The sequence below is a fragment of the Streptomyces sp. NPDC046931 genome (assembly GCF_040644655.1).
Taxonomy (GTDB): Bacteria; Actinomycetota; Actinomycetes; order Streptomycetales; family Streptomycetaceae; genus Streptomyces.
In genome coordinates, this window is the sequence record NZ_JBEYWX010000006.1 from 249728 (window position 1) to 276036 (window position 26309).

General features: G+C 71.1%; 21 protein-coding genes and 1 riboswitch. Of the genes, 12 read left to right on the forward strand and 9 right to left on the reverse strand.

Annotated elements, in window-relative coordinates:
• Positions 1-14 precede the first annotated feature (14 nt).
• Positions 15-2147, forward strand: coding sequence for an RICIN domain-containing protein (locus ABZ876_RS14845; RefSeq protein ID WP_361779965.1), 2133 nt, complete (start codon positions 15-17; stop codon positions 2145-2147).
• A gap of 96 nt (positions 2148-2243) precedes the next feature.
• Here the strand turns inward: ABZ876_RS14845 and ABZ876_RS14850 are convergent, their stop codons facing one another.
• The 3 genes from ABZ876_RS14850 to ABZ876_RS14860 all read right to left on the reverse strand — a co-directional run bounded on the left by ABZ876_RS14850 (position 2244) and on the right by ABZ876_RS14860 (position 6368).
• On the reverse strand, positions 2244-3608 hold the full coding sequence (locus ABZ876_RS14850; protein ID WP_361779694.1) for an FAD-dependent oxidoreductase: 1365 nt from the start codon (positions 3606-3608) through the stop codon (positions 2244-2246).
• A 149-nt stretch (positions 3609-3757) separates the two neighbouring features.
• Positions 3758-4870: a PP2C family protein-serine/threonine phosphatase gene (locus ABZ876_RS14855; RefSeq protein WP_361779697.1), complete on the reverse strand. Its 1113-nt coding sequence runs from the start codon at positions 4868-4870 to the stop codon at positions 3758-3760.
• A 130-nt stretch (positions 4871-5000) separates the two neighbouring features.
• Positions 5001-6368 (reverse strand): NlpC/P60 family protein, encoded by a 1368-nt coding sequence (locus tag ABZ876_RS14860; protein WP_361779699.1) that lies wholly within the window; start codon positions 6366-6368, stop codon positions 5001-5003.
• 7 nt (positions 6369-6375) lie between these two features.
• A riboswitch (cyclic di-AMP (ydaO/yuaA leader) is annotated at positions 6376-6549 on the reverse strand.
• A gap of 280 nt (positions 6550-6829) precedes the next feature.
• Here ABZ876_RS14860 and ABZ876_RS14865 point away from each other — a divergent pair.
• The gene (locus tag ABZ876_RS14865; RefSeq protein WP_361779701.1) at positions 6830-7357 is read left to right on the forward strand and encodes a hypothetical protein; all 528 of its coding nucleotides are present in this window, start codon (positions 6830-6832) and stop codon (positions 7355-7357) included.
• 67 nt (positions 7358-7424) lie between these two features.
• On the opposite strand, the gene ABZ876_RS14870 is transcribed toward ABZ876_RS14865, so the two are convergent.
• Positions 7425-8615, reverse strand: coding sequence for a PP2C family protein-serine/threonine phosphatase (locus ABZ876_RS14870; RefSeq protein ID WP_361779703.1), 1191 nt, complete (start codon positions 8613-8615; stop codon positions 7425-7427).
• Positions 8616-8796: 181 nt separating this feature from the next.
• Here ABZ876_RS14870 and ABZ876_RS14875 point away from each other — a divergent pair, with 181 nt between their 5' ends.
• On the forward strand, positions 8797-9273 hold the full coding sequence (locus ABZ876_RS14875) for an SRPBCC family protein (RefSeq protein ID WP_361779706.1): 477 nt from the start codon (positions 8797-8799) through the stop codon (positions 9271-9273).
• Positions 9274-9393: 120 nt separating this feature from the next.
• Here the strand turns inward: ABZ876_RS14875 and ABZ876_RS14880 are convergent, their stop codons facing one another.
• The 4 genes from ABZ876_RS14880 to ABZ876_RS14895 form a co-directional block, all read right to left on the reverse strand.
• Complete coding sequence (locus ABZ876_RS14880) at positions 9394-10629, reverse strand: cytochrome P450 (protein ID WP_361779709.1); 1236 nt, start codon at positions 10627-10629, stop codon at positions 9394-9396.
• A 46-nt stretch (positions 10630-10675) separates the two neighbouring features.
• Positions 10676-12070, reverse strand: coding sequence for an FAD/NAD(P)-binding oxidoreductase (locus ABZ876_RS14885; RefSeq protein WP_361779711.1), 1395 nt, complete (start codon positions 12068-12070; stop codon positions 10676-10678).
• On the reverse strand, positions 12060-12305 hold the full coding sequence (locus ABZ876_RS14890) for a ferredoxin (protein ID WP_361779714.1): 246 nt from the start codon (positions 12303-12305) through the stop codon (positions 12060-12062). The genes ABZ876_RS14885 and ABZ876_RS14890 overlap by 11 nt, the downstream gene beginning before the upstream one ends.
• A gap of 172 nt (positions 12306-12477) precedes the next feature.
• The gene (locus ABZ876_RS14895; protein ID WP_361779717.1) at positions 12478-13155 is read right to left on the reverse strand and encodes a hypothetical protein; all 678 of its coding nucleotides are present in this window, start codon (positions 13153-13155) and stop codon (positions 12478-12480) included.
• Between the two features lie 425 nt (positions 13156-13580).
• Here ABZ876_RS14895 and ABZ876_RS14900 point away from each other — a divergent pair, with 425 nt between their 5' ends.
• Positions 13581-14159, forward strand: a complete 579-nt coding sequence (locus ABZ876_RS14900) for a hypothetical protein (protein WP_361779720.1) — start codon at positions 13581-13583, stop codon at positions 14157-14159.
• Between the two features lie 239 nt (positions 14160-14398).
• The gene (locus ABZ876_RS14905; RefSeq protein ID WP_361779723.1) at positions 14399-14845 is read left to right on the forward strand and encodes an SPW repeat protein; all 447 of its coding nucleotides are present in this window, start codon (positions 14399-14401) and stop codon (positions 14843-14845) included.
• A 143-nt stretch (positions 14846-14988) separates the two neighbouring features.
• Here the strand turns inward: ABZ876_RS14905 and ABZ876_RS14910 are convergent, their stop codons facing one another.
• Positions 14989-16092, reverse strand: a complete 1104-nt coding sequence (locus ABZ876_RS14910) for a galactosyldiacylglycerol synthase (protein WP_361779725.1) — start codon at positions 16090-16092, stop codon at positions 14989-14991.
• 247 nt (positions 16093-16339) lie between these two features.
• On the opposite strand from ABZ876_RS14910, the gene ABZ876_RS14915 reads away from it, so the two are divergent.
• From ABZ876_RS14915 to ABZ876_RS14945, 7 genes are all read left to right on the forward strand, one after another.
• The gene (locus tag ABZ876_RS14915; RefSeq protein ID WP_361779728.1) at positions 16340-17191 is read left to right on the forward strand and encodes an SDR family NAD(P)-dependent oxidoreductase; all 852 of its coding nucleotides are present in this window, start codon (positions 16340-16342) and stop codon (positions 17189-17191) included.
• Between the two features lie 7 nt (positions 17192-17198).
• Positions 17199-18128, forward strand: a complete 930-nt coding sequence (locus ABZ876_RS14920) for a DMT family transporter (protein WP_361779730.1) — start codon at positions 17199-17201, stop codon at positions 18126-18128.
• A gap of 260 nt (positions 18129-18388) precedes the next feature.
• The gene (locus ABZ876_RS14925; RefSeq protein ID WP_361779733.1) at positions 18389-19540 is read left to right on the forward strand and encodes a glutathione-independent formaldehyde dehydrogenase; all 1152 of its coding nucleotides are present in this window, start codon (positions 18389-18391) and stop codon (positions 19538-19540) included.
• Between the two features lie 184 nt (positions 19541-19724).
• Complete coding sequence (locus ABZ876_RS14930) at positions 19725-20222, forward strand: hypothetical protein (RefSeq protein WP_361779735.1); 498 nt, start codon at positions 19725-19727, stop codon at positions 20220-20222.
• A 281-nt stretch (positions 20223-20503) separates the two neighbouring features.
• On the forward strand, positions 20504-21886 hold the full coding sequence (locus tag ABZ876_RS14935) for a cytochrome P450 (RefSeq protein ID WP_361779739.1): 1383 nt from the start codon (positions 20504-20506) through the stop codon (positions 21884-21886).
• Positions 21887-21993: 107 nt separating this feature from the next.
• Positions 21994-23007, forward strand: coding sequence for a (-)-alpha-amorphene synthase (locus tag ABZ876_RS14940; protein ID WP_361779742.1), 1014 nt, complete (start codon positions 21994-21996; stop codon positions 23005-23007).
• Positions 23008-23245: 238 nt separating this feature from the next.
• Complete coding sequence (locus ABZ876_RS14945; protein WP_361779745.1) at positions 23246-26170, forward strand: AAA family ATPase; 2925 nt, start codon at positions 23246-23248, stop codon at positions 26168-26170.
• The last annotated feature ends 139 nt before the right edge of the window (positions 26171-26309 follow it).

Consider the following 26309-nt stretch of genomic DNA (forward strand, 5'->3'; position numbering starts at 1 on the left):
CGGCCGCCTCGGCGCTGACCCTCGCCTCCGAGAGTGCCGCCCCCGCGTCCGCCGCCCCCTCGGCGGCGCTGCCCGGCGGATATGCGACGGTCGTGAACAGCGGCAGCGGCAAGTGTCTCGACGCCCGCGCCGCGGGCACCGTGAACGGCACCGTCGTGCAGCAGTACGCCTGCAACAACACCACGGCCCAGCAGTGGCGTTTCGCCGCCACCAGCGACGGCTACGTCCGGATCGACAACCGCAACGACCCCGCGCAGGTCGTGGACGTGACCGATGGGTCCACCGCCGACAGCGCACCCGTCCAGCTCTGGACCTACGGTGGCGGCGACAACCAGCAGTGGCTCCCGGTCGACGAAGGGGGCGGTGTCTACCACTTCGTCAACCGGCACAGCGGCAAGTGCCTCGACGTCCCGGGCGCCTCGACCGCGGACAGCGTGCAACTGGCCCAGTACACCTGCAACGGCACCGCCGCGCAGCGCTTCCAGGTGACACCCGTGTCCGCCTCTCCCGGCGATGTGGACCTCGGCCCGAACGTGGTCGTCTTCGACCCGTCCATGCCCTCGTCCACGATCCAGAGCAGACTCGACTCCATCTTCCGGCAGCAGGAGACCAACCAGTTCGGCTCCCAGCGCTACGCCGTCCTGTTCAGGCCCGGCACCTACAGCAACGACGTCAACGTCGGCTTCTACACCCAGGTCCTCGGACTCGGCCTGTCACCCGACGCCGTCACCGTCAACGGCGCGGTGCACGCGGAGGCCGACTGGTTCCAGGGCAACGCCACCCAGAACTTCTGGCGCGGCGCCGAGAACCTCTCGGTCAACCCGACCGGCGGCACCGACCGCTGGGCGGTCTCCCAGGCCGCCCCGTACCGCCGGATGCATCTGCGTGGCAACCTGGCCCTGGACGACGGCGGCTGGTCGAGCGGCGGCTATCTGGCCGACAGCAAGATCGACGGGCAGGTGCGGTCCGGCAGCCAGCAGCAGTGGCTGACCCGGAACTCCCAGTTGGGCAGCTGGACCGGGTCCAACTGGAACATGGTCTTCGTCGGCAGCCAGGGGGTCCCGGCGACGACCTTCCCCAACCCGCCGTACACCACCATCGCGCAGAGCCCGGTCACGCGCGAAAAGCCGTTCCTCTACGTCGACAACGCGGGCGCCTACCAGGTGTTCGTCCCCTCGTTGCGCACCAACTCGACGGGGACGAGCTGGGCGTCCGGCAGTCCCGCGGGCGCCTCGCTGCCCCTCGACCGGTTCTACGTGGTCAAACCCGGCGCCACGGCCGCGCAGATGAACGCCGCCCTGGCCGCGGGAAAGAACCTCCTGGTCACTCCCGGCGTCTACCACCTGGACCAGACGCTCAAGGTCACCCGCCCCGACACCGTGGTGCTCGGTCTGGGCCTCGCCACCTTCGTCCCCGACAACGGCATCACCGGCATGACCGTCGCGGACGTGGACGGCGTCAGCATCGCGGGCCTGCTGTTCGACGCCGGAACCACCAACTCGCCGACGCTGATGCAGGTCGGGCCCTCCGGTGCCTCGGCCTCCCACGCCACCGACCCGACGTCCCTGCACGACGTCTACTTCCGCGTCGGCGGCGCGGGAGTCGGCAAGGCCACCGCAAGCCTCGTGGTCAACAGCCGCAATGTCATCGGCGACCACATGTGGATCTGGCGCGCCGACCACGGCAGCGGCGTCGGCTGGACCAGCAACACCGCCGACACCGGTCTAGTCGTCAACGGGGACGACGTGACGATGTACGGCCTGTTCGTGGAGCACTTCCAGAAGTACCAGACGGTCTGGAACGGCAACGGCGGCCGCACCTACTTCTACCAGAACGAGATGCCGTACGACCCGCCGAACCAGGCGGCCTGGATGAACGGCTCCGTCCAGGGCTACGCGGCCTACAAGGTGGCGAACTCGGTCACCAGCCACGAGGCGTACGGGCTCGGCAGCTACTGCTACTTCAACGCCAACCCGGGCGTCACGGCGGAGCACGCCTTCGAGGTGCCGGGCACCCCAGGGGTCCGGTTCCACGACATGGTGACCGTCTCGCTCGGCGGCACCGGAACGATCCGGCACGTCATCAACGACCGTGGCGGACCGTCCAACGCGTCGACGAACGTGGCGAACCTGGCCGCCTACCCCTGACCCGCCCGTACCCAGGCCGCCTGCCGGGACGTCCCGGCAGGCGGGTCCGCCGCCCCGCCCCGGCGCACACCGCCACGGCGGGGCGGCGCTTTCCGCTCAGGCCCCGCTCTCCCGGAGCATGTCCTCGCGCTCGACGATCTTCACGCGCTCACGGCCCTGAGGCGCGCCGAGCGCCTTCTCCGCGGCGTCGAGGCGGTACCAGCCCTCCCAGGTGGTGAAGCGGACGTTGCGCTCGGTCAGGAACGCGTCCACCGACTCGGGCGCGGGCGAGGCGGGCGTGTGCAGCCGCCCGTTCGCATGGTCGTCCAGCAGATTGGCCACCGTCTCGTTGGCGTCACCCTTGGTGTGGCCGATCAGGCCCACGGGACCGCGCCGGATCCAGCCGGTGACATACGTGGACCGCAGATGCTCGCCGCTCTCCTCGACGACCCGCCCGCCCCGGTCCGGCACCGTGCCCGACTCGAGGTCCCAGGGCAGCTTGGGCAGCGGGTCGGACAGATATCCCACGGCACGGTAGACCGCGGTCACGTCCCAGTCCCGGAAGGTCCCGGTGCCCCGGACATTGCCGGTGCCGTCGAGGGCCGTGCGCTCGGTGCGCAGGCCGACGACCTTGCCGTCCTCGCCGAGGATCTCGGTGGGCGACTCGAAGAAGTGCAGGAACAACTTGTGCGGGCGCTCGCCGACGTCGCGGATGGCCCAGTTCTCCAGCGTCTTGGCGACCATGTCGGCCTGCTTGTTGCCCCGCCGTGTGGCGATCGAGCCCTCGTCGTAGTCGATGTCCTCCGGGTCGACGATGACCTCGATGCTGGGGGAGTGATCCAGTTCCCGCAGCTCCATCGGGCTGAACTTCGCCTGCGCCGGGCCACGGCGGCCGAAGACATGGATCTCCAGGGCCTTGTTGGCCTTGAGACCGTCGTAGACGTTCGGCGGGATCTCGGTGGGCAGCAGTTCGTCCGCGGTCTTGGCCAGGATGCGGGCCACATCGAGCGCGACGTTGCCGACGCCGAGGACGGCGACCTTCTCCGCCGAGAGCGGCCAGGCCCGCGGCACGTCCGGATGCCCGTCGTACCAGGAGACGAAGTCGGCCGCGCCGTAGGAGCCGTCGAGGCCGATGCCGGGTATGTCCAGGGCCCGGTCGGCCGTCGCGCCCGTGGAGAAGATCACGGCGTCGTAGAACGTGCGCAGATCGTCCAGGGTGATGTCGGACGGGTAGTCGACGTTGCCGAACAGACGGATCTGCGGCTTGTCGAGCACCTGGTGCAGAGCCGTGACGATGCCCTTGATCCGCGGGTGGTCGGGGGCGACGCCGTAGCGTATGAGGCCGAACGGGGCCGGCATTCGCTCGAAGATGTCGATGGACACACCGGGCTCGGCGGCGACCTCGGACTTCAGCAGGGCGTCGGCGGCGTAGATCCCGGCGGGGCCGGCTCCGACGATGGCTACCCGCAGGGGGCGCGGCATGATCAGGTTCCCTTCGAGCGGTGACGGACAGCTCGTCGGAAACCCTAAACTAAGGCAAACCTAACCTGGTACGCGGGTCCGCCCTATGACCCCATAAACCCAGGTTATGCCCAGAGCGGGACTCGGCGGGTCGGCCCGGGTGCAACGGCTCACCGGGCGCCCGCAGGCTCCGGGGTGAGCAGGAGCATCGTGGCGTCGTCGCGGACGGTGCCGCAGAAGCGCACGAGGTCGTCCCACACCCGCTGGGTCGTCCCGGCGGGGTCGTCGTCTTCGGCGAACTGGGGGAGCCGGTCGACCAGGGGGTAGAACGTCCCGGCCGAGTCCCGTGCCTCCCAGATGCCGTCCGAGGCCAGGAACAGCCGGTCGCCGGGTTCGAGCGGCCAGGTGACCTCGTCGTACGTCGTCTGTTCGCACAGCCCGATCCCGAGGGGAGTACCGGACGACACCTGGACCTCGGTGGCCTTGCCGTCGTGGAGCAGCAGCGGCAACGGACTGCCGCAGGCGATGATCCGCACCCACCGGGCATCGGGGGTGAACTCCAGCAGCACCGCTGTCGCGAACAGTTCCGCGAGCCGGGAGCCCCCCGAGTCCACGAGCAGCCTGCGGTCCAGGCGGCCCGCGACCGACGGCAGGTCGGGCTGGTCGAGCACCGCCTCCCGGAAGGCCCCGAGCAGGGAGGAGACGGTCGCGACCGCCGACAGCCCATGCCCCTGCACGTCGCCCATCACCGCCCGTATCCCGGTGCGACCTTCGCGCACATCGAAGAAGTCGCCGCCGACGAGCGTCCCGCGCTGGGCCGCCCGGTACAGGCCGGTGCAGCGGATCGGGCCGACCCGCTCGGGCAGCGGGGGAACCAGTGCGTTCTGGGCCGCTTCGGCCACCGTGCGTTCCATGTCCAGCTGGGCGTCGCGATGGCTGCGCACATACGACACGAAGACGCTCAGCACGGATACGAAGGTGATGGTGAGCAGGTCCGCGTTGCCCGGCCGGTCCAGGTGGAAGGCGCGGGTGTGCTGGAGTCCGACGACCAGGGCGCCGAGGAGGGCGGTGGCCGCGGGGCCGTAGGAGAGGACGGCCAGCGGCGGGATGGCTCCCAGGAGGAAACCGATGTCCAACGGCGAGGGTGCGACCAGGCTGACGATGCCGACGACCACCAGCAGGACCACGGGCAGCACCTTCACCCCCCGAGGGGGCGGTGCGCCGCTCAGCCAGCCCCGCCGCTCCCGTTTGCGGGGTGACCGCTCGGCGCCCAGGCTCTTCACATCCCCTACGCTCCTACGCGAAGCCGCCTGCCGCAATGCGGACCGAGGCGGCGGATTCGCCCGAACGCCCTGGTGAGGCGCCCCGGGTGACCGGTACGGCGACTGCCGGAACGGGGCTGCCGCCGCCGGGTCACGCGGGCCGTGTCGCGCTGTGGATCGCCGCATCCCCGGCGTAGAAGACCGACTCCTCGCGGATGAAGGCGCCCGGACCCGGCGCGTGGATCATCGTGCCGTCGCCGGTGCACAGGCCGACGTGACCGGCGTCCTGGTTGAAGAAGACGAGGTCACCTGCCCGGATGTCGGTGAGGGGGATCGCCGTGCCGGCGCCCGCCTGATCGCGGGCCGTACGAGGGAGGGTCACCCCGGCGGCCTTCCAGGCGGCCTGGATCAGACCGGCGGCGTCGTACGAGTCCGGTCCGGCCGCGCCCCAGAGACTCGGCCGGCCGATCTGCGCACGGGCGAAGGCGACCGCCTTCGCGGCCTTGGTCTCATGCCCCGGCTCCTGCGTCCCGCCGGTCCCGAGGAGGCTCCCGGTACCGAACACGGCCTCGGTGTCGAACAGCAGTTCGGTGGTGGGGAGCGGCAGGGGTGTGGTCAGGAGCGGTTCGGCGGTGGGGAGCGGCAAGGGCGCGGTGAGGAGCGGTTCGGCGGTGAAGAGCGGCTCGGGGGTGGGGAGCGAGGGGAGCGGGGTGAGCAGCGGTCCGGTGGCGGGGAGCTGTTGCCATGCCTCCTCGACCACACGGCCCGGCTGCCCCTCGGCCGTGCGCCAGGTGTCCTCGGCGGGCCGGGACTCAATCGCCGGGAGCCGCGTGGCGTGCCGTGCGGTGTGCTGCGCCAGCAGGTCACGGGCCGCGGCGAGCTTCCGCTGATTGCGCTCCTTGGCGGTCCCCGGCGCGGACGGTCCGGTCTCGGCCACGGGTGCGGGCAGGGCCCTGGGCGCCTCCGGCCGATTCTCGGGGACCGCGGGCAGCGCGGCCACGGGGCCGGCGGTCAGTTCCGCCACGGGAGCCCCGGTCCGTTCCGCCGCGGGGCCGGCCGTCAGTTCCGCCACCGGGCCCGCGGCCCGTCCGGCGGTCAGTTCGCGCACGGGCCGGTCCGCCGTCCCCAGCTCACGGAGTACGAGCTCGCTGCCCGGACGCTTCGCCGAGGCCGAGGACCCGGCAGCCCCCGTGCCGTCCGGCATTCTGTCGGCGGGCAGCGCGGCCGGAACGGTCGGACCCAGCCTCAGGCGTGCCGCCTCGAACCACTGCTTGGCCACGTCGTCGAGTACGGGATCGGCGCGGCGCCGCTCCTCGCCGAACACCCGGTTGGCGCCTCTCGCCATACCCGTCGCCGCCGCGCGCGTCGCGTTGAAGGTTCCGCTGTCGGTCTCCGCGCGGTCGTACAGGTTGTGGATCCGCTGCTGGACCTCGGCGCGGCTCGGCCCGTCGTCCTCGGTGAACCTGCGCATGCCGGGAAGGCCGAAGCCTCCGGGGCCCGGGGTTCGCTCCGGCGCCATGGGGTCGTACTCCTTCCGTGCTCCGCCTACCGGGTTAGCTGTCGGGTTCGGGCGGACGGATCCGGAAGGCGCGCCCTACGGCCCTTGCCCCGCAGGGCAGTTGGGCCGATTCACCCCATGGTCGGTTGGGTCCCCGGTTCCGGCTGCACTCGGGGTGCACCGGATTCGGCGGAGGCCGCGCAACCCGGCGCGGTTCGCCGGAGGGAGTTACGTGGCCCATGCGTCAACCTAGCCAACTTGTGTGCCTCGCGTGAAGATTGAAGCGCGAAATGTCCGATACCTATGTGTGAATTTCGTTCTGACGTTCCAGCGGAGCTTGCCGTTTTCCCGGTCCGCCCCTCGACCCGACGCCGTTTCTCCGGCCGGAAGCGAGCGCGGGCCATCCGGGCACCGCGCCGATGACGGTGGGCGGCGCCCGGTCCCGGCATGATGAGGCGGAACGATCAGGAAGGTCATCCCCCATGCGACGCACGTCCAAGGCGGACGACTCCGAATCCCGTGCGCGCCTCGCCGAGCGCCGGGCCCGTGCCGACTACACCGGCGGTGTCTACGGCTCCCTGCTCGCCGCCTCGGTGGTGGTCGGCGCCGGCACCAACGGCCCGTTGCCGCGCGCGGAGTTGGTGGCCCTGCTGATGAGCACCGGCGTGGTGTTCTGGGCCGCGCATGTGCACGCCCAGTTGTTCGGCGCGCATCTGGCGCAGCCGAGTCTGGACCGCCGGGTCGCCCTGCTTGTGTGCCGTGACGAGTGGCCGATCGTCAAGGCAGCCGTCCCGCCGGCCGCCGCAGTCGCCGTCAGCCCGCTGCTGGGTCTGGACGTGCGGGGCGCGGTCTGGCTGTCGCTCGCCGTCGCCGTGGCCGGGCAGGTGGGCTGGTCGGCGGCCGCCGCGCGCCACGCCGGTGCCTCCTGGCGCCTCGTGGTCGTCGCCGCGGCGGTCAACCTCGTGATCGGCCTGCTGGTCATCGCGTGCAAGCTCGCCCTGAAGGACTGACCGCGCGGGGCCGACCCGCCTTAGGAGACATGAGGACCGCGGGAGCGGCGGGTTCGGTCAGCCGGGTTCACGTGTCCTGCGGCCGGCTTCCGGGCCGGTGACGGAACCCGTCGGCATGAATGATCCGCGGGTGCGGATGGGCGTGGTGGACGCTCGGGGTGCGATGGAGCGCGATGAGCGCGGCGTCGTCGTCGAGGTGCCCGCCCGTGTGGGCGAGGAGGTCACGCCGTAGCCGGTGCAGCAGCGACTCCGGGCTCTCCTCGGTCCACAGGGCCGCACGGTCCACGAGCGGATAGAAGCGGCCGCTGGTGTCCCTGGCCTCGATGACGCCGTCCGTGTACAGCAGCAGGGTGTCGCCGGGCTCGAAGGAGAACACGTCCAGGTGGTAGTCCGCCGCGTGTGCCGAGCCGATCCCCATCGGCGGGGCGGGGTGCACGCTCGGGACGGTGACCACGTGACCAGGGCTGAGCAGCAGCGGCGGAGGGTGCCCGCAGCTGGTCATGCGGGTGACGGGGTCCCCGTCGGGGATCTCCATCAGCAGGGCGGTGGCGAAGCGTTCGCCCAGTTCCTCGGGCGGCTCGAAGTCGGCCAGATAGCGGGTCACGCTCTGCTCCAGGGTCGCGGCCAGCTCCAGCAGGGACGTCTGCCGGTGGCCCGCCTCCCGGAAGGCGCCGAGCAGCAGGGCGGCCTCACCGATGGCGGAGAGACCCTTGCCGCGGACATCGCCGATCATGACGCGCACCCTGCTGCCGGCCCGGGTGGCGGCGTAGAGGTCGCCGCCGATCTGCGCCTCGTCCTCGGCCGCCAGGTAGAGGCAGGCCACCGTCAGCGGGCCGATGCGTTCCGGCAGGGGCCACAGCAGGACGTGCTGTGCGGCCTCGGCCACCGACCGGACCTGGGCCAGCTGCGCACGGCGCCGGTCCCGGAAGGCGCAGTAGACCACGGTGATCAACGACAGCAGGAACAGGGTGAGGATCTGCACGATGTGGTTGGTCGTGTACAGCCCGCCGTGCAGTACGGCGATGACGACTTGCGCGGCCACCGCCAGCGCCCCGACCAGGCCGGTCAGCCGGGGGCCGGCGAACGAAGGAGTGAGCGCGGGCGCGATCACCAGCGCGGGTCCGAGGTGGATGCTCTCGGGGGAGTGGATGTCCACCAGCGTGATCGCCACGATGAGCGCGATGGGAAACAGCAGGAGCGCATGGCTCGACTGCCACGACTGCCGTAGCCCGGCGACGACCTCTTGCCGGAAACCCATGGCTACCACCCTGCCTCGCCATCGGTCGCCCGGCCACCGGGTGCGCGTGCACGGCTGGTCCCGGCCCGGCTCGGGCCGTCGGCCGTAAACCCGTCCTCGCTGGGTACTCGGCGCTATGTGCCGGATCCGGGCGGCGGGCCGACGGCCCGCCCCGATTCGATCAGCCGAGAAGGAGGCGCAGATGAGCACGGTCAAGGAAACGGTCGAGGTGGAGGTCCCCGTCCGCACCGCCTACAACCAGTGGACGCAGTTCGAGGAGTTCCCGAACTTCATGGAGGGCGTCGAGGAGGTCAGGCAGCTCGACGACCGCCACAACCACTGGACCACCAAGATCGGCGGCGTGCGCCGGGAGTTCGACACCGAGATCGTCGACCAGCTCCCCGACGAGCGCATCACCTGGCGCACCATCAGCGGTGACACGAAGCAGAAGGGCACGGTCCGCTTCCAGCGCGTGGACGACATGCACACCCGGGTGGAACTCGCGATGGACGTCGAGCCCGGCGGCGCCGCGGAGAAGACCGCGGACACCCTGGGGATCATCGACCGGCGGATCAAGGGCGACCTGCGACGCTTCAAGGAGTTCATCGAACAGCAAGGGCGCGAATCCGGAGCCTGGCGTGGACGCATCCGCCCCGGTGACCCCGGCGCCACAGGCTGAGAAGGACCGTGGATCCGCGGCGCCCAGGCGTCTGTGCGCGGCCTGGGCGCCGCGGTGTCTGCGGGCGGCCGGAGTAGGGGACGACGCCGTGTGGCGGTTCGCGCCCTGGACGCCGTCCGCTCAGGGGCGCAGACCGCCGAAACCGACGAGCAGATGGCGTGGGCCGCGCAGCACCGCGTTCTGCCGGTAGGGCGGCGGGTCCTCCATCAGGCGGGGGTTGTCGAGGCGGCGAGCCAGTTCCGACAGGGCGATCTGGGCCTCCAGCCGCGCCAGCGGTGCGCCGAAACAGCTGTGGATGCCGCTGCCGAAGCCCAGGTGCTGGATGTCTCCACGGTCGGGGTCGAACCGGTCGGGGTCCCTGAAGCGCTCGGGGTCCCGATTGCCCGCCGCCAGCACCAGCCAGATCTTCGAGCCCTTGGGAATGGTGGTGCCGCGTACCTCGATGTCCGCGATGCACGTCCGTTGCGGAACGAGCTGCACCGGCGGCTCGTAGCGCAGCAGCTCCTCCACGATGTTGACCGCCAGCCCGGGGTCGCTGCGCAGCCTCTCGAGGTACTCCCGGTGGCGCAGCAGGGTGAGCATTCCGTTGGTGATCAGATTGACGGTCGTCTCGTGGCCCGCGATCAGCAGCAGAACCGCGGTGCTGAGCACCTCCATCGTCGTCATGGGGCCGTCCGGGCCGTGACTGGTCACCAGCTCGGACAGCATGTCCCCGGTGGGTTCCTTGCTGCGCTGCTCGACCAGCTGGGCCAGGTACATGCCCAGCTGCATCCGCGCCTCCTGCGCCCCCCGTCGGCGCTCGGCGTCGTCCTTCCCCGTGTCCGGGTCGAGGCTGGCGACGATGGGTTCGACCCAGGTGTGGAAGCGCGGCTCGTCCTCGCGCGGCACGCCGAGCAGCCGGCAGATCACGGTCACCGGGAAGGGGTACGCGAACTGGTCGACCACATCGATCTGCCGTTCCTGACCGATGCCCTCGATCAGACCGGAGACGATCCCGGCGAGCTCACCGCGCATCGAGTCGATCTTGTGGGGGCTGTGCGGGGGGCCGAAGGGGCGGTTGGCGATCCGCCGGAGCCGGTCGTGCTCCGGCGGGTCCTGCCGGATGAAGCTCGGTGGCAGGCCCGTCTCGGCCACCCCGCCCATCTCGTCGGCGCCCGCGGCCGCGAGATTGGCGGCGTCGGAGCTGATCCTCGGGTCGTGGAGCAGACTGAGGATGTCCCAGTAGGAACTGACGAGGTAGGGGCCGCCGTCCCCCTCGTGCAGCACCGGGTTCTTGCGGAGCTCCTTGTACAGCGGGTACGGGTCGGCGCGATTGGCGTAGTCGGTGATCTGGCGCAGGAGCGAATGGTGCGTCATGAGGGGTCCTCGGCTCGTGAAGTCCAGGGCGTGAGATCCGCCGGTGTCAGCGGCGGGCCGGGCTGAAGACCAGCCGCCGGTCGGCCGGTGAGTAGCCGCTGAGGGTCACGGTCGGGCCGTGGCTCGGCAGGGACGGGTCGGGGAAGTCGGACGGGACCGGCCGCCGGCCCTCGGGACGGCGGTCCACCGTCGGGGACTCCACCGGGAAGGGAGCGGCCGTCTCGATCTGCCGCTGGTAGAAATCCAGCCACCGTGTGTTGTCGAAGCTCACGGCGGCGATGACCCGTCCCTGGTAGCCGTAGGCCCCGATGAAGCGGCGCTCGGCGAGCGACCCTTGCGTGATCATGATTTCGTCGCCCATGGGGGGCACGCCGACCGACTTGATGTTCACGCCGAACTGTGACGACCAGAAGGCGGGCACCCACATGTGCGGGCGCCGGTCGGCGCTGGCGCTGATCATGTTGTGCGCGGCGATCTCGGCCTGGCTGACGGCGTTGCCCCAGTGCTCGAGGGACAGGAACTGGTAGCCGAACAGCGGATGCGGCGACCGTGCGACATCCCCGGCGACGAAGACGTCGTCCGTGACGATGCCCCGGAAGTCGAAGGCGCGGCAGCCCGCGTCGCAGGCGATGCCCCGGGGACCCGCGCCGAGCCCCGACCCGGTCAGCCACTCGGTGTTGCGGGTCGCGCCGAGCGCGACCACCACCACGTCCGTATCGATGACGCCGCCGTCGGAGAGATGGGCGCACCGCACCCGGCCCGCCGGGTCGCCCTCCAGGGCGGTGACCGTGACGCCGGTGCGCAGGTCCACGCCGTTCTCGCGGTGCAGTTCCGCCGCCACCGCGCCGATCACACCGCCGAGGGCGCCCACCAGGGGGGCGCCTCCGCGCTCCGCCACCGTGACCGCGATGCCCTGCTCCCGGCAGGCGGAGGCGATCTCCGAACCGGTGAAGCCGGCGCCGATGACGAGCACACGGCGCGGCGAGGCCCTCAGCCGCTGCTCCAGCCCCGCCGCGTCGTCCCGGGTCCGCAGCAGGAACACGCCGTCCAGCTGGGCCTCCGCCTCCTTGGGCCAGGGCCGGGCGCGTACGCCGGTGGCGATCAGCAGCCGGTCGTACTCCACCTCGTCCCCGTCCGCCAGCCGCACCCGCTGGGCCGACAGGTCGAGGCCGGTCGCCGCGACGCCGAGGCGCCACTTGGCGTCGACGTCCCGGCGCCGGGGCAGCGCGGTGTGGCGGGCGGACGCCTTGCCCAGCAGGACCGCCTTCGACAGCGGCGGCCGGTCGTACGGCTCGTACGGCTCGTCGCCGATCATGGTCAGCGAGCCGGTGAAGCCCTCGGCACGCAGCGTCTCGGCCGCCCGCAGACCCGCCAGCGAGGCACCCACGATCACGATCCGCCCCTCGCGCCGGAGCCATGCCAGATGATCTTCAGCAGTCATGGGACGCCTCCTGGACCGCCCAGGCCGGCGGATCGGCCGCGGCGTCCAGTCCCTCGGCCGTGATCGCCTGCACGGGACAGGCCGCCACGGCACGCGTCACCTGCTCCCGCTGCTCCTCGTCGGGGGATGGGTTGTAGACCAGCGACTCCTCGCCGTGCAGGGTGAAGACGTACGGCGCGAGGAACGCGCACTGCGCGTATCCCTGGCATCTGTTGAGATCGACGACGAGCCTCATCACCACTGCGCCCCTTCCGGCGGCCTGGTCCGCCGGGCGCCTCATGCTCCGCGGGCACCCCCGGACGGCGGTCCTCTCCCTACGCCAGCATCGGAGAGGGGGCGGGACCCGCGCGCGCGGGGGCGCGCCGAAGGAGTGACCGGCGATGGCGGCGTGATGCCGCTCGCCCCTCTCAAGGTGCCGCCGCCGCGACGCCGGGCCGGGTGCGGCCGCTCGCCATGAAGATGTGGACGCTGACGAGCAGTGACCACGCCGGGAAGATCAACTCGGACCAGGGAACGGCGGTCGAGACGAAGAGCAGCGTCAGGGCGGTCAGGAAGCCCAGCAGGGCCAGCCATCGAGGCAGCACCCCGACGCGATAGGCGATCGCCGACAGGGAGGACGTGCAGACCGCCGCCATCCGCATCGCATACTCGATCAGCAGCGTGTGCGCGAAGTGGCGGCCGAAGTCCCAGGTGGGCCCTCCGGGAGCACCACGGGACGGGGAAGTGGTGTCCAGCACGGCCGTGGCCGTCGCGGCGGCCTCGAACAGCGTGGCCACGAAGATCAGCCCGCTGCCGAGGAACACGGTGGCGAGGAATTTGTCCTCCGCCGCTCCGACATGGGTCCGCACTACGCCGACGAACCACAGGAAGAAGATCCCGGCGAAGGGCACGAGCGCGAGCGCCGCCCGTACCGCGCCGTGCCGTACGGAATCGGCCGAGGTCTCGGGGGCGGGAGCGTGGGAGCCCTCGGGAACGCCCAGCCGGATCAGCACGATGACCGCCGCAAGCAGGAACGCGAAGACGACCCCCGCCAGCCCGGCGGCCCGGGGGGTCTGCAGTCCCTGCTGTACCGGCCTTGTCTGCATGCGCGCTCACTCCCTCTGCGGCGGACCCTGGCACCAGCAAGCCGTCGGCCAGGGGGCGCCGCCACCGGAAGACGGCCGAACGGCAGACCGCGACCGGTTCGCGGGAAGGCGTGACTCGGAAACCCGTCGGCACGGACCCCGTCTGACGGTCCGTCCGAACTCAACTCTCCTCCTTCATGAGGGAGTTGAGTCGAGTTGATATCGCGTCAGCACTTCTGGCGCGGGTGTGTCGCGCTCTGCCGGGCGGAGCGACACGCGGGCGGTGCCGCCCGAACCCTGAATGACGGGGCGTCAACGACGCCACTACTCCAATCGGATTCTTCCTCATATTGTCGGTATGTCTCGTATGACACGAGTCGGTCGGGTCTGTACTTTCGATCACGCATCGGTTCACAGCCGACGTGTCTGAGAACAGGAGAAGTGACATGGCAACGCGTTCCATCGCTGTTACCGCGGCCGTCGCGGCCGGCGCGGCCCTCGTGGCCACCGGCATCACGTACGCTTCCGCCGCTTCTGAGCCGGCCCAGGCTGCCGCCGTCTCGTCCGCCCTCCAGGGCAACAACGGAAACAACAACAACAACAACGACAACGGCAAGGGCAACGAGGGTTACGACCACGACCACGAGAACAACAACGAGAACAAGAAGCACTACGAGAAGAAGATCTACGTCAACGAGCGGGAGTACAACGCCCACGACCAGGGCTGCATCGTGGTCGTCAGCGGCCTGGGGGCGAACAGCCTCAACGTCCGCAACGACAGCAAGGAGACCGTCGAGGTCTTCAACGGTGCGACCTGCGACAACGGCGCTCCCATCGCTACGGTCGGCCCCAAGAGCTCCAGCAACGGCCTGGTTCCCCGTCGCGTCCGTGGCGGCGTGAAGGTCCGGAACGGCGTCGTGGCCAGCTTCCGTGTGGTGCACCGCTTCGACCACGACAACAAGGACAACGACCACGACAACGACAACGACAACGACTACGACTACAACAACAACAAGGGCAAGTGACACGCCACTCGCCTTGTACCGCAGAACGAGAACCCCGGCCCGCCGGAATCGGGCCGGGGTTCCGGTCTGCGTGGCCGCTGACCGGCGCGTTACACCCTAGAGCGTCGGACGGCCTTGGGACGTGGATGTATCGCTCTCATCTCGGCAAAGACTTCGAAAGTCGCGTAAACCCACCAAATGGGGGAATCTCGTACAAGGGTAGAGAGCATGAGAGTACTCGTGGAGAGGAGACGGCAGCGATGTCGTATCCGCAGCACTCCAGTGAGATGGGAACGCACCCCGAGATAGCCGAGATGCGGGAGCGGCTCGAGCGAGCGGCTTCCGGCAAGGCGATCGTCATCGAGGGTCTGATCCTGCTGGCGGGCGTCTACGCCGCGATATCGCCCTGGGTCGTGCACTTTGCGGGTGCCGAGCCCAATCTCACTGTCAACAACCTGATCGTCGGCCTTACCGTCGGCCTGATAGGGGTCGGTCTGGCCATGGTTCCGGAACGGATGCTCCGTATGGCATGGCTCGTCGCGCCACTCGGAATCTGGCTGCTGATCTCGCCCTGGGTGGTCACCGCCGCACACGGCGCACGGGCGGGCGTCCTCTGGAACAACTGCGTGGTCGGTGCGGTGACGCTGCTGCTGGGGCTGGCCGCAATGGGTCTGACCGTCGGCCTCGCGAACCGGGCTCGTCGATGAGCCGGACGCAACGGCGCGGCCGCGCGCCGGTCACCTGATCGCGGCGCGCCATCCCTGCCGCGGAACCTCCATCGGCTCCCCGCAGGGGACCGGCGCTCAGTCTGGCGGCTCAGTCCGGCGGCTCCCGGTACCCGGCCCGGCGCTCAAGCGGCGGGCGTGCCGCAGAGTCCGAGCACCCGGACGAGGACGTCGTCGCGGAACAGTGTCTGTCCCCGTGCGGTTCTGTGTTCCCGGTCGGGTCCGGCCGGTGTGAGCCGCTCGAGTGAACCGAGCAGCCCGGCCGCGTCCGCCGCGAGCTCCGAGAGGCCGAGGGCGGCCATCCGCCGTACGCCGTCCGCGCCGTGTCCCGGCAGAGGGCGGTATCCCACCACCGGCAGTCCCGAGGCCAGGGCCTGGATTGCGGTCTGACCGGCGGCGTTGTCCACCAGGGCACCGGCCGCACGCAAGAGACCCGGCATGTCGGACACCCAGCCCGACGCGACCGTGCCCGGCACGTCGGCCAGCTCGCCGCGGAGCCGTTCGTTCCGGCCGCACAGCACCACGGGCAGGAAGCCACCCGCGACCAGCAGCTCGGCGGTCGCGGCAAGGTGTGAGCCCACTCCCCAGGCGCCCGCGGAGACCAGAACGGGCGGGCGGCCCGGGGCATGCCGGGCGAACAGCGCGGACCACCGGGCCGCTCCCGGCGCCGGGTAGAGGAACTCGGGTGCCACGACCGCGCCGGGTGCTTCGGCGGGTACGCCGATGTCCTGGCGCACCTCCCGCGCCGCGTCGTCCGTCAGACAGAAGTAGGTGTCGTTCCCCGGATGGAGCCATTGCCGGTGAACGGCGAAGTCGATCACCAGGACGGCGCTCGGCACCGTGAGCAGCCCCCGGGACCTGAGGTGGCCGGTGAGCTGCGCGGCGAGATGGAAGACGGGGACCACCACATCAGCCCCGGTGCGCTCCGTGACGTCCCGCAGGTGCTCCCCGGCGAGCCGGGCCAGCGGCACGCCGCTGGGCCGGCGACCGGTCCCGCGCCGCAGGAACGCGCGGTACAAGGCGGCGTACGCCCAGGGAAAATGCCGTACCGAGGACCGGTAGAAGCTCCGCAGCCCTGTACCCAGGCCGTACGGCAGCAGGCCCAGGACGTCCACCACCTGGGCGTGATGGCCGTACTCCCGGGCGCGGCGCACGAGTTCCGCCGCCACCGTGTCGTGCCCCGATCCCATGCTGGCGCTGAGGATCAGTACCCGCTTGGACGCGCTCATGGACCGCGCCGCTCACCGGCCGCCGGGGGAGCGGCGGCGGTCGTTCGCGTCGCCTGCCGTCGCCGAGCAGGGAAAAATACAGACATCGGTACCGATTGTCCCTTTCCGTGCTCTTCCCTACATGTCCACGCCTCCCGAAATCCGGAGCGGGGCAGGCGGGTCTCCGTCCCCCCTTCCGCCCCGACCCGGGGGCAGCAGCGTCCCGTCCGCCCATCCGGTTTCGCCGTCGCAGCCGAGGTCAGCCGCCATGTTCCATGCTCCCTCCCGCGCTGGATCACCCCCCGACCTGCCCGTGGCCGAGCCGGGCCCGACCGCTCGCCCGGGACGTCGGGAACCCGATGGCCGACCGGCCCACCGGGGGACGGCGCTCGTGACCGGTGCGTCCTCCGGTATCGGTGCCGCCGTGGTCCGTCGGCTGGCCGCCGAGGGCGGCTGGAGTCTGGTCCTGAACGGCCGTGACGTGTCACGCCTCACGCGGGTCGCCGCCGAGGCGCCGGCCGCCGTCTTTCCCGCGGACCTCACCCGGCCCGGCGCCGACCGGCGGCTGGCCGAGTTCGCCCTGGAACGTGTCGGCCGAGTGGACCTGCTGGTGGCCGGGGCGGGCATCGGCTGGGCGGGTGATTTCACGACCATGCCCCCGTCCGCCATCGCCGAGGTGATCGACGTCGATGTGCTCGCCACGGTGCGCCTGGTACGGCATCTGCTCCCGCACATGGTCGAAGCCGGCTCCGGACGCGTGGTGATCATCGGCTCCTTCGCCGGCACCGTCGGTGTCCGCGGCGAAGCCGTCTACTCCGCCGCCAAGGGGGCGCTCGCCACCTTCGCCGACGCCCTGCGGTACGAGGTGCGGGGAACCGGCGTGGGCGTCAGCCTGGTCATCCCGGGAGTGGTGGACACCCCGTTCTTCGACCGCCGGGGCGTGCCGTACCGGCGGTCCAGGCCGAGGCCGGTGCCGGCCGAGCGGGTCGCGGACGCCGTCTGGCGTACCGTGGTCCGCGGCCGGGACGAGATCTACGTCCCCGGCTGGCTGCGGCTGCCCGCCCGGGTACGAGGAGCCGCGCCGGGCCTGTACCGGCGGCTCGCCGCCAGGTTCGGGTGAGTGCCGGGTGGGCGTCCTCACCGTCGTACTGGCTCTGCTCACCGCCCTGTCCAATGCCTCGGCCTCCGTCCTCCAGCGGAGGGCGGCGACGGACGAGGCCGACGGCGGCCGTGGGATGCGACAGGCCGTCCGCTGGCTCGCCCATGTGCTGCGCCGGCCATCCTGGCTGGCGGGAACCGCCCTGCTCGCGCTGTCGACCGTGCTTCAGGCCTCCGCGCTGGCCGTCGGCAGCCTCTCCGTCGTCCAGCCCCTGCTGGCCAGCGAACTGTTGTTCACCCTCGCGGTCGGCAGTGTGGTCTTCCACCGGCGTCCCGACCGCCGTACCTGGCTGGCCTTCGCGGCACTGGCCGCCGGCCTCGCGCTCTTCCTGGGAGCGGCCGCGCCCACCGCCGGGCGGACCACGGTCGTGCCGGGCCGATGGCCGGAGACGGGAGGGGCCGTGTTGTGCATCGTGACGGTGCTCCTGTCGGCGGCCCTTCTGGTGACCGGCGCGCCGCGGGCCGTCCTGCTCGGGCTGGCGTCGGCCGTGTCGTTCGCCGCCACAGCCGCGCTCATGAAGGAGGTGATGGGACAGCTCGGGCATGGAGTCGGCGCGGTGCTGACGCACTGGCCGCTCTACGCCGGGATCGCCGCCGGAACGGTCGGCTTTCTGCTGTTGCAGAGCGCGTTCCGGGCCGGCTCTCTGACGGCCTCCCAGCCGGCCCTCACCCTTGGGGACGCACTGGCCAGTGTGGCCCTGGGCTGGGTGCTCTTCGAGGAACGCATCGCCCTTGGCATCCGGGTGCTGCCGGAAGCGGTCGGCGTGGCGCTCATCGGGGCGGGCAGTGTCGGGCTGGCGGGTGCCCTGGGCACCGGCGGAACCTGGGACGCCGCACCGGGACGGCGGAACGGATCGGGCGGCCCCGGCGCTTCGGAGCCGACGCCGCAGAGGCCGTGAACCACGCCCGGGAAGGAGTGAACGGGCGCCGGGCCGAGACCTCGGGCCGTACCGGATCCCGGGGTACCTGGACCGGGCCGGGGCGCCTGCGGTGTGGGTTGCGGCCGGTGTCGCACGGGCGTTACCTGGAAGTAGCCCGCGGTGAGAACAGAGCGCCGAGGGGCCACGGCACAGACCGGCGGCCCGCGCTTTCCCGGTGTGCCCCGGGAGCGACCCGACTGCCGCCGCCGCCTTCCGGCGTGCGACGCGGAGGTGACCAGGTGAAAGCCGTCGTTTACGAGAAGCCTTTCAGTGTGACGGTGCGGGAGGTCGACGATCCGCAGATCGAGCACCCGAACGATGTGGTCGTCCGTGTCACGTCGACCGCGATCTGCGGCTCGGATCTGCATATGTACGAGGGCCGCACGACTGCCGAGTCGGGCATCGTCTTCGGCCACGAGAACCTCGGCATAGTGGAGGAGTTCGGCAGCGGCGTGGTCTCCCTGTCACAGGGCGACCGTGTCGTGATGCCCTTCAACGTCGCCTGCGGATTCTGCAAGAACTGCCTTGCCGGCAAGACCGGTTTCTGTCTGACGGTCAATCCCGGCTTCGCGGGCGGGGCCTACGGATACGTGGCGATGGGCCCGTACAAGGGCGGTCAGGCGGAGCGGCTGCGCGTGCCCTTCGCCGACTTCAACTGTCTGACGCTGCCCCCCGGGCGGGAGTTCGAGACCGATTTCATCCTGCTCGCCGACATCTTCCCGACCGGTTACCACGGATGCGAACTCGCCCAGGTGTCCACCGGCGACAGCGTCGCCGTCTTCGGTGCCGGCCCCGTGGGGCTGATGGCCGCCTACTCCGCTCTGCTGCGCGGTGCGTCGAAGGTGTTCTCCGTGGACCGGGTGCCCGAGAGGCTCGCGAAGGCCCGTGAGATCGGGGCCATCCCCATCGACTTCACCGAGGGCGACCCGGCCGAGCAGATCAAGGAGCAGACGAACGGCGAGGGAACCGACAAGGGCGTCGACGCCGTCGGCTACCAGGCCCAGGCGCACGACGCCAGTCACGAGGAACCCGCCGTCGTGCTCAACGCGCTCGTGGAAACCGTACGGCCGACCGGCCTGCTCGGTGTGCCGGGCCTGTATGTGCCTTCCGACCCGGGCGGACCCGACGAACACGCCAAGCACGGCCGGCTGCTGGTCTCCATCGGCAAGATGTTCGAAAAGGGTCAGCAGATGGGCACCGGTCAGTGCAACGTCAAGCAGTACAACCGCCAGCTGCGCGACATGATCATCGCCGGACGCGCCAAGCCCGGTTTCGTGGTCTCCCATGAACTGCCGCTCGACCAGGCGCCGCAGGCGTACGAGAAGTTCGACAAGCGGGTCGAGGGCTACACCAAGGTGGTGCTGCACCCCGGTCACGCCCTCGCGGCATAGGCCGAGTTCCGGCCGGCCATCACCGCGGACGCGGACGCGGATCGGCCGGTCGGATAGGAGCGGCCGGTCGGATAGGAGCGGCCGGTCGGGCGCCGATCGGTCGGTGGCCGCATGCTCGGCCGTCGCCAGGGCGAGACTGGGGCGTCCCGTGCCGCGGCCGCGGCGACGGAACTCCTTGTGCGGCATGCGGAGATCAGAGCGCGACCCGCGCCCCGGGGCCCCCCGGGCCCTTCCCGCCTCCGCCTCCGTCAGCCGCGCCTTCCCCGGCCACGCCCTCGACGGAGCCAAGGTCCGGGCCGCCCTGCTCGACCTGGTCGTTCAGCTGGGGCATCTGCTGCGCCGCAGAGGGCAGGCGGCCCGCGCTCTGACGCTGACCCTTCGGTTCGCCGGCGGCTCCCGCCGGGACAAGACCCGGCGGCTGCCGGAGGCGTCCGCGCACGACGACGACCTGCGGGTGACGGCGTACCGGCTGATCGACGCCGCGGGGCTCCAGCGCGGGCGCCTGACCGGGCTGGTGCTCCGGGGTGACGACCTCGTCGACGCCGAGCGGGTCGCCGAGCAGCTGAGCCTCGACCCGGCGCGTGCGTCCCGCCTGCTCGCGGAAGAGGTCATGGACCGTATACGCGACAGGTTCGGCCCCGGCGTCATCGGCCCGGCCGCCACGCGTCTGCGCGGTGCGTAGGAATCCACGGTGTCGGCGGCAATCAGGGGCGTTCGGAAACGGCGATGCCATAACTCCGCCATGCCGCATGCCTCTTTGTGCTCCCGTGCGCCCCCTTGGAAAGAGGAATCCGGGCGCCGAGAGAGGTTGCACTGGGGAGGAAACGACGCAAGTGCCACGTCGGTGGAACGTTTCTCCGGCTTCCATGTGCTGACTGAGGCAGGTGGTTTTCCATGAGCGGTTCCATACCCACCCAAGAGCGAGCCTGGAAGAGTGGCATTGCGCCAGGCATATTCCCCTTCGTGGGCCACGCCATCCCCCTGTTCCGCCGACCGCTGGCCTTTCTCAATTCCCTGCCCGAACACGGGGATCTGGTCGAGATACGTCTCGGCCCCCAGCGCGCCTGGCTGGTGTGCCACCCGGAACTCGCCCACCGCGTCCTCATGGACGCGCGCACCTTCGACAAGGGCGGCCCGCAGTACGAGCGGCTCCGGCCGTTGATGGGCAACAGCCTCGTCACCTCGTCCCACGACGAACACCGACGGCAGCGCAGGCTGATCCAGCCCACCTTCCATCCGTCCCGTATCGCGGACTACACCAAGGTCATGGCAGAGGAAGCGGAAGCGGTGTCCCGAGCGTGGCGACCGGGGGAGCGGGCCGATGTCAGCGCGGCCATGCTGGCCCTGACCACCCGGGTGACCAGCCGCGTCCTCTTCTCGGACTCGCTGGACGCCGCGACCGTCGCCGAGGTGCGGGACTGCCTCGCCGCCCTGGTCAGGGGCCTGTTCATCCGTACCGTCGTGCCCGTCGCCCCCTTGTTCCGCATTCCGACGCCCGCGAACCGCCGCTATCGGCGGGCGTTCGACCGGCTGCACGCGATCATCGACTCGGTCGTCGACGAGCGCCGGCGGAGCCGTCCTCGTGACGACCTGCTGGGAACCCTGCTGAAGGCCGAGGAGGACCACGGTTCGGCGTCGGCGGTCACCGCACAGGAGATCCACGACCAGCTGATCACCCTTCTGCTCACCGGAGTCGAGAGCACGGCGATGTGCCTGGGCTCCCTCTTCGCGCTGCTGTCCGGGCATCCGGAGGCCGAGCGGCGACTGCACTCCGAGGTCGACGCGGTGCTCGCCGGAGGACGGCGGCCCGGGGCCGAGGACCTTCCGCGTCTGCCGTACACCCGCTGCGTCGTCGCCGAGACCCTCCGGACGTATCCGCCCGGCTGGCTGTTCACCCGGGTCGCCACCAGGGACACGGAACTCGCCGGGGTGCGGATCCCCAAGGGCACCACCGTCCTGTACAGCCCCTACCTCCTGCACCACGATCCCGAGTCCTTCGCCGAACCGGACCGGTTTCTCCCGGACCGCTGGCTGCCGGGGCCGGCCGCGGCAGCCCGGCACGGCGCGATGCTGCCCTTCGCGGCGGGCAGCCGCAAATGCATCGGTGACACGTTCGCCCTGGCGGAGGCCACGCTGGCCGTCGCGGTGATCGCCGGCCGCTGGCGTCTGCGGCCGCTGACCGGGCACCCCGAACAACCGCGCCCGGCCGCCACCCTCGGACCCAGGGCACTGAAGATGATCTGCGAACCGCGCCCCCAGGCACCGCTCCTGGAACCGCCGGCGCCGGACACCCACGCCCAGGACGCATGCCCCGCGCACGCCGCGCGCTCGACTCTCACGCCCTGAGCCGGCGCCCGCGTCTCGCAGCTCTCCACGGACCGGAGCAAACATGCCCCCCACAACCCGGGCAACGGCGACCCGCCACCCACGCACTTCGGAAGAAGGTGACAACGGTGACCACGACGCACGAGGGCGGCGCGGCCGCATCGCACCCCCGGATACCGCCCGCAAGTCTGAAGGACCTGATCGAGGCCGAGCTCTACATGCCCTTCCCCTTTCTCAGCAATCCGCACGAACGCGAGGCGGCGGCCGGCGTCGAGAACTGGTTACGCGCATACGGGCTGACCGACGACCCGTCGGTGGCGGCGATGGTCGCCCATACCCGACCCGCCGAACTCGCCTCCTACAACGGCCCCTCGATGGACCCGGAACTCCTTCAGATCATGGCCAATCAGATCGCCTACCAGTTCGTCTTCGACGACCGGGCGGAAGAGGTCGGCCGGCGGCGGCCGAGCCGGCTGATGCCTATGCTCTGCGAGAGCATAGGCATCCTGCGCGACGGAGGGCCGCCCAGCACTCCGCTCGGGGCCGCCCTCGCCGATCTCCAGCGCCAGGTCATGGAGCGCTGCACCCCCGACCAGGCCGCTCGATGGGCATGGGCGGGCCGGGAGTATGTCCACGGCCTGCTGTACGAGGCGGTGGCCCAGTCCGACCCCGTACGGCTGGGCACCGGGCTGTGCGCGTCGATCCGCTCGCTCACCGCGGGCGTCGAACCGTTCCATCCCCTGTGCGAGGCCGCGCTGCCCGGCGAGCTGGCGCCCGAGGAACTCGACCACCCCGCCGTACGGCGTCTGCGCCGGCTGTCGGCCGACGCGGCCGTATGGATACCGGACCTGTTCTCCGCGGTGAAGGAGCAACGCGCGGGCGGAGTGATCAACCTGGCCCTGGCCTACCGCCGGGAGTACCGCTGCTCCGTGCAGGAGGGCGTCATGCTGGCCGTGCGGCGCATCAACGGCACGATCACCGAGTTCGAGCGCCTCTCCAGAGAGACCGAGCCGGAGTTGAGTCCCTTGGGCATCGGCTATGTGGCTGGCATGGCCGACTGGATTCGCGGTTGCTACTACTGGTCGCGCAGCGTGCCACGCTATGCGGACACGTCGGCTGTGCCCGCCGGTCCACAGATATAAGCGGCTCATCCCCTATAAGGGGCTCTTCCCCCTGCGTAAACCGAAGTGACCGTCCGACAAGCTCCATGAAGCGGCCGCGGGTTCACTCGCCATACCCGGAATACGGAAGGACAAAACACCACACCGGGCGATTCACTCTTTCCAGAGATGAGGAATCCCCAAAGCCTCTACTACGTGTCCACCTGGGCGTACGCTCGTCGCTGACTTCCCAAGCTGACGGCAGGAAGCAGCAGCGCACATGGTGGACGCAACCTCGTATCCGGTCATCGAAGGCCGGACCCTGCTCGAGCGCCATCGGGAACTCCACGGCCTCGAGTCCGCGTTCTCGGACCTCCGCGACGCCGCCGACGGAGCGTCCCGGGACCGACCCGGCGGACTGCTCGCCTTCACCGGATCGGCCGGACTGGGCAAGACGACCCTGCTCGCGGAAGCGCGCGCCCGAGCCGTGGCAGGGGGATGCACGGTGCTCTCGGGCCAGGGCGGCGAGAACGAGAAGGGCATGGCGTTCCGCGTGGTCCGCCGGCTCCTGCAACCCGTCCTTGCGGCGATGGACGAGCGAGAGCGCCGCGAACTGCTGGGCGGCTGGTACGACATCGTCGCCGCCGCGCTCGGTATCGAGGCGCAGGACGCCGCCCATGTGCCGGACCCGACCGGAGTGCGTGACGGTCTCGACTGGGTCATGACCCGCCTGGCGGTGCGCCGGGCGCCCCTCGTTCTGCTCCTGGACGACATGCACTGGGCCGACGAGGAGTCCCTGAACTGGCTCGCCTCCTTCGCGCCACGGGCGGACGACCTCCCCCTGCTGATCGTCGTCGCCTACCGGCCCGACGAACTGCCGCCCGCAGCGGCCGGCTTCCGCTCGCTCGCCGATCGGCACGGGAAGCGTCCCTACTCGCTGGCGCCGCTGACCGCCGACGGTGTCGCGCGCATCGTCCGGCGGGAACTGGGCGAGGAGGCCGAGGACGCGTTCTGCGGTGAGTGCTGGGCCATGACCGGTGGAAGCCCGTTCGAGACGGTGGAGCTGGCCATCCGCCTCGGCGAGCGACGGGTGAGGGGTACGAAGCGGGACGTGCCCGTTCTGCGGGAACTCGCCGCGGCGGTCAAGGGATCCGGACTGGTCGAACGCCTCCAGCGCCTGGGCACCCCCACCGTCCGCTTCGCCTGGGCCGCCGCCGTACTGGGCACCTCCATCTCCCAGGAACTCGCCGCCGCCATCGCGGCGGTCGGCAGCGAGCAGGCCGCCGAGGCGACCGAGAAACTACGCGCCGCCCGGATCCTGGCGGACGGTCAGGGGCCTGACGGGGACCTCGAGTTCGTCCACCCGCTGATCGCCACGGCCGTCCACCGGGCCATTCCCCCGGGCCTGCGGGTCGGACTGCACAACGCGGCCGCCGAGGCGATCCGCACGGCGGGCCTCGGGGCCACGGCCGCGGCCCGGCATCTGCTGGAGGTTCCGTGCGAAGGCAACGCCGAGGCGGTCGAGTGCCTGCGTGAGGCCGCCCGTGAATATCTGCGGGCGGGCGCTCCGGAGGCCGCCCGGCGCGTGCTGACCCGGGCCCTGCGGGAGCCGCCCGCCCCCGAGGAGCGCGCCGCCCTGCTCTACGAACTCGCCTGCTCCACCTTCCTGATCGAACCCACCTCCACGGTCGCCTATCTGCGCCAGGCGCTCACGGAACCCGTGATCCCCGACGAGCTGCGCGCCTCCCTCGTCTACCGGCTGACCCAGGCGCTGGCCCACACCGACCGGGTGGCGGAGGCCGCGTCCGTGGCCGAGAGGGAGGCGCGACTGGCTCCCCATCCCCGGACCCGACTGCGGATGCTCGCCGACCACTTCCAGTGGAGTGCGTGCCGTGCCGACGAGCCCGACTCCTCGGCCCGCTCGCGCCGCCTCGCACGGCTGGCCGGGCGTCTGACCGGCCGCGGTCTGGAGGAGCGCTACATCCTGGGCCTGCGGTCCTGGGACGCTCTCCAGCGCGGCGAGCCGAGGGAGACCGTGCTCAGGTATGCCGAGGAGGCCCTGCGCGGCGGACTGAGCTGGACCGACGAGAACCGGGGCTTCGAGGTGCCGGTCTCCGTCGCACTGACATTCATGTACTGCGACCAGCCGCGACGGGCCGAAGAGCTGTTCACGCAGGGCATCGCCGAGTGCGAGGCGAAGGGCTGGCGCGGCTCCCATCTCGCCCTCGGCCAGACCCTGTTCGGTTACATCCGTCTGCGTCGCGGCTGTCTGGCCGAGGCGGAGGAACTGGTCCGGGAGGGCCTGCGCATCGCCGGCCGGGTGGACGAGGGGGTGCCCGCCCAGTGGTTCGCGGTCGGCATCCTCCTCCAGATCCTGCTGGCACGCGGGCGGACCGCCGAGGCGCGCCGGCTCGCCGACGCGCACCGCTACGGCGAGGTGGTGCCGAACGCCGTCATCTATCCCGATCCGCGAACGGTGTACGCCGAACTGCTGTTGGCGGAGGGACGGCACGGCGAGGCGGCGCATCTGCTGCATGCCGTGGGGGAGTGGCTGGAGTCACGATCCTGGCGCAATCCGGCATGGTGCCCGTGGCTGCTGGACCTGGCCTCCGCGCTCGCCCCCACCGCCCCCGAGCGGGCCGCCGGCCTGGCCCGCGACGCGGTCGAACGGGCACGGGACTTCGGCGCGCCGTCCGTCGTCGGCCAAGCCCTGCGCATCCAGGCCGAGGTGGCGGTCGGAGCGGCCGCGCTCGAGCCGTACGCCCAGGCCGTCGCCCACCTGGAGCGCTCACCCGCGTCCTACGAGCTGGCCCGTGCACTGGTCGGCCAGGGCGCCGCACTGTTCCGGAACGGACAGCGCCACGAGGCCGCGGACCGGCTCTACCGGGGGCTGGAAGCCGCCGTCCACTGTGGCGCCGAGGGCCTGGCGGCCCGGGCCAGGGAGGAACTCTCCGCGGCCGGGCTGCGACCGCTGCCCCTGCGGTACGCGCAGACGGACACACTCACCGCCCAGGAACGAAGGGCCGCCGAAATGACGGCCCGGAGCCACTCGGTGGCGGTGGTCGCCAAGGAACTCCGGCTCACCGAACAAGGCGTGCGGCAGTTGCTCTCCTCCGCCTATCGGAAGATCGGCACCGATGCCACCGGACTCGCGGGGGCCCTGGAGAACTTTCCCCGCCCCCGGCTTTCCGGCGCCCCTGAGTGAGGGTCGTGCACACCGAAGCCCCTCGCAGACCGCAAGCCGGGCCGAGGTGCCGCGGTGGCAGCGGTCGTGGTGGCCGCCCTAGAGTGAAAGAACGTTTTCCGTCATGTCCCACAGGCCGGTCGGCCAGGCGGCGGGAAAG

Bases quoted from the DNA above. Each gene is read 5' to 3' on its own strand.
- ABZ876_RS14850 (WP_361779694.1), bottom strand. From the start codon at position 3,608: ATGCCGCGCCCCCTGCGGGTAGCCATCGTCGGAGCCGGCCCCGCCGGG.
- ABZ876_RS14860 (WP_361779699.1), bottom strand. From the start codon at position 6,368: ATGGCGCCGGAGCGAACCCCGGGCCCCGGAGGCTTCGGCCTTCCCGGC.
- ABZ876_RS14865 (WP_361779701.1), top strand. From the start codon at position 6,830: ATGCGACGCACGTCCAAGGCGGACGACTCCGAATCCCGTGCGCGCCTC.
- ABZ876_RS14870 (WP_361779703.1), bottom strand. From the start codon at position 8,615: ATGGGTTTCCGGCAAGAGGTCGTCGCCGGGCTACGGCAGTCGTGGCAG.
- ABZ876_RS14875 (WP_361779706.1), top strand. From the start codon at position 8,797: ATGAGCACGGTCAAGGAAACGGTCGAGGTGGAGGTCCCCGTCCGCACC.
- ABZ876_RS14880 (WP_361779709.1), bottom strand. From the start codon at position 10,629: ATGACGCACCATTCGCTCCTGCGCCAGATCACCGACTACGCCAATCGC.
- ABZ876_RS14885 (WP_361779711.1), bottom strand. From the start codon at position 12,070: ATGACTGCTGAAGATCATCTGGCATGGCTCCGGCGCGAGGGGCGGATC.
- ABZ876_RS14890 (WP_361779714.1), bottom strand. From the start codon at position 12,305: ATGAGGCTCGTCGTCGATCTCAACAGATGCCAGGGATACGCGCAGTGC.
- ABZ876_RS14895 (WP_361779717.1), bottom strand. From the start codon at position 13,155: ATGCAGACAAGGCCGGTACAGCAGGGACTGCAGACCCCCCGGGCCGCC.
- ABZ876_RS14900 (WP_361779720.1), top strand. From the start codon at position 13,581: ATGGCAACGCGTTCCATCGCTGTTACCGCGGCCGTCGCGGCCGGCGCG.
- ABZ876_RS14905 (WP_361779723.1), top strand. From the start codon at position 14,399: ATGTCGTATCCGCAGCACTCCAGTGAGATGGGAACGCACCCCGAGATA.
- ABZ876_RS14910 (WP_361779725.1), bottom strand. From the start codon at position 16,092: ATGAGCGCGTCCAAGCGGGTACTGATCCTCAGCGCCAGCATGGGATCG.
- ABZ876_RS14915 (WP_361779728.1), top strand. From the start codon at position 16,340: ATGTTCCATGCTCCCTCCCGCGCTGGATCACCCCCCGACCTGCCCGTG.
- ABZ876_RS14930 (WP_361779735.1), top strand. From the start codon at position 19,725: ATGCGGAGATCAGAGCGCGACCCGCGCCCCGGGGCCCCCCGGGCCCTT.
- ABZ876_RS14945 (WP_361779745.1), top strand. From the start codon at position 23,246: ATGGTGGACGCAACCTCGTATCCGGTCATCGAAGGCCGGACCCTGCTC.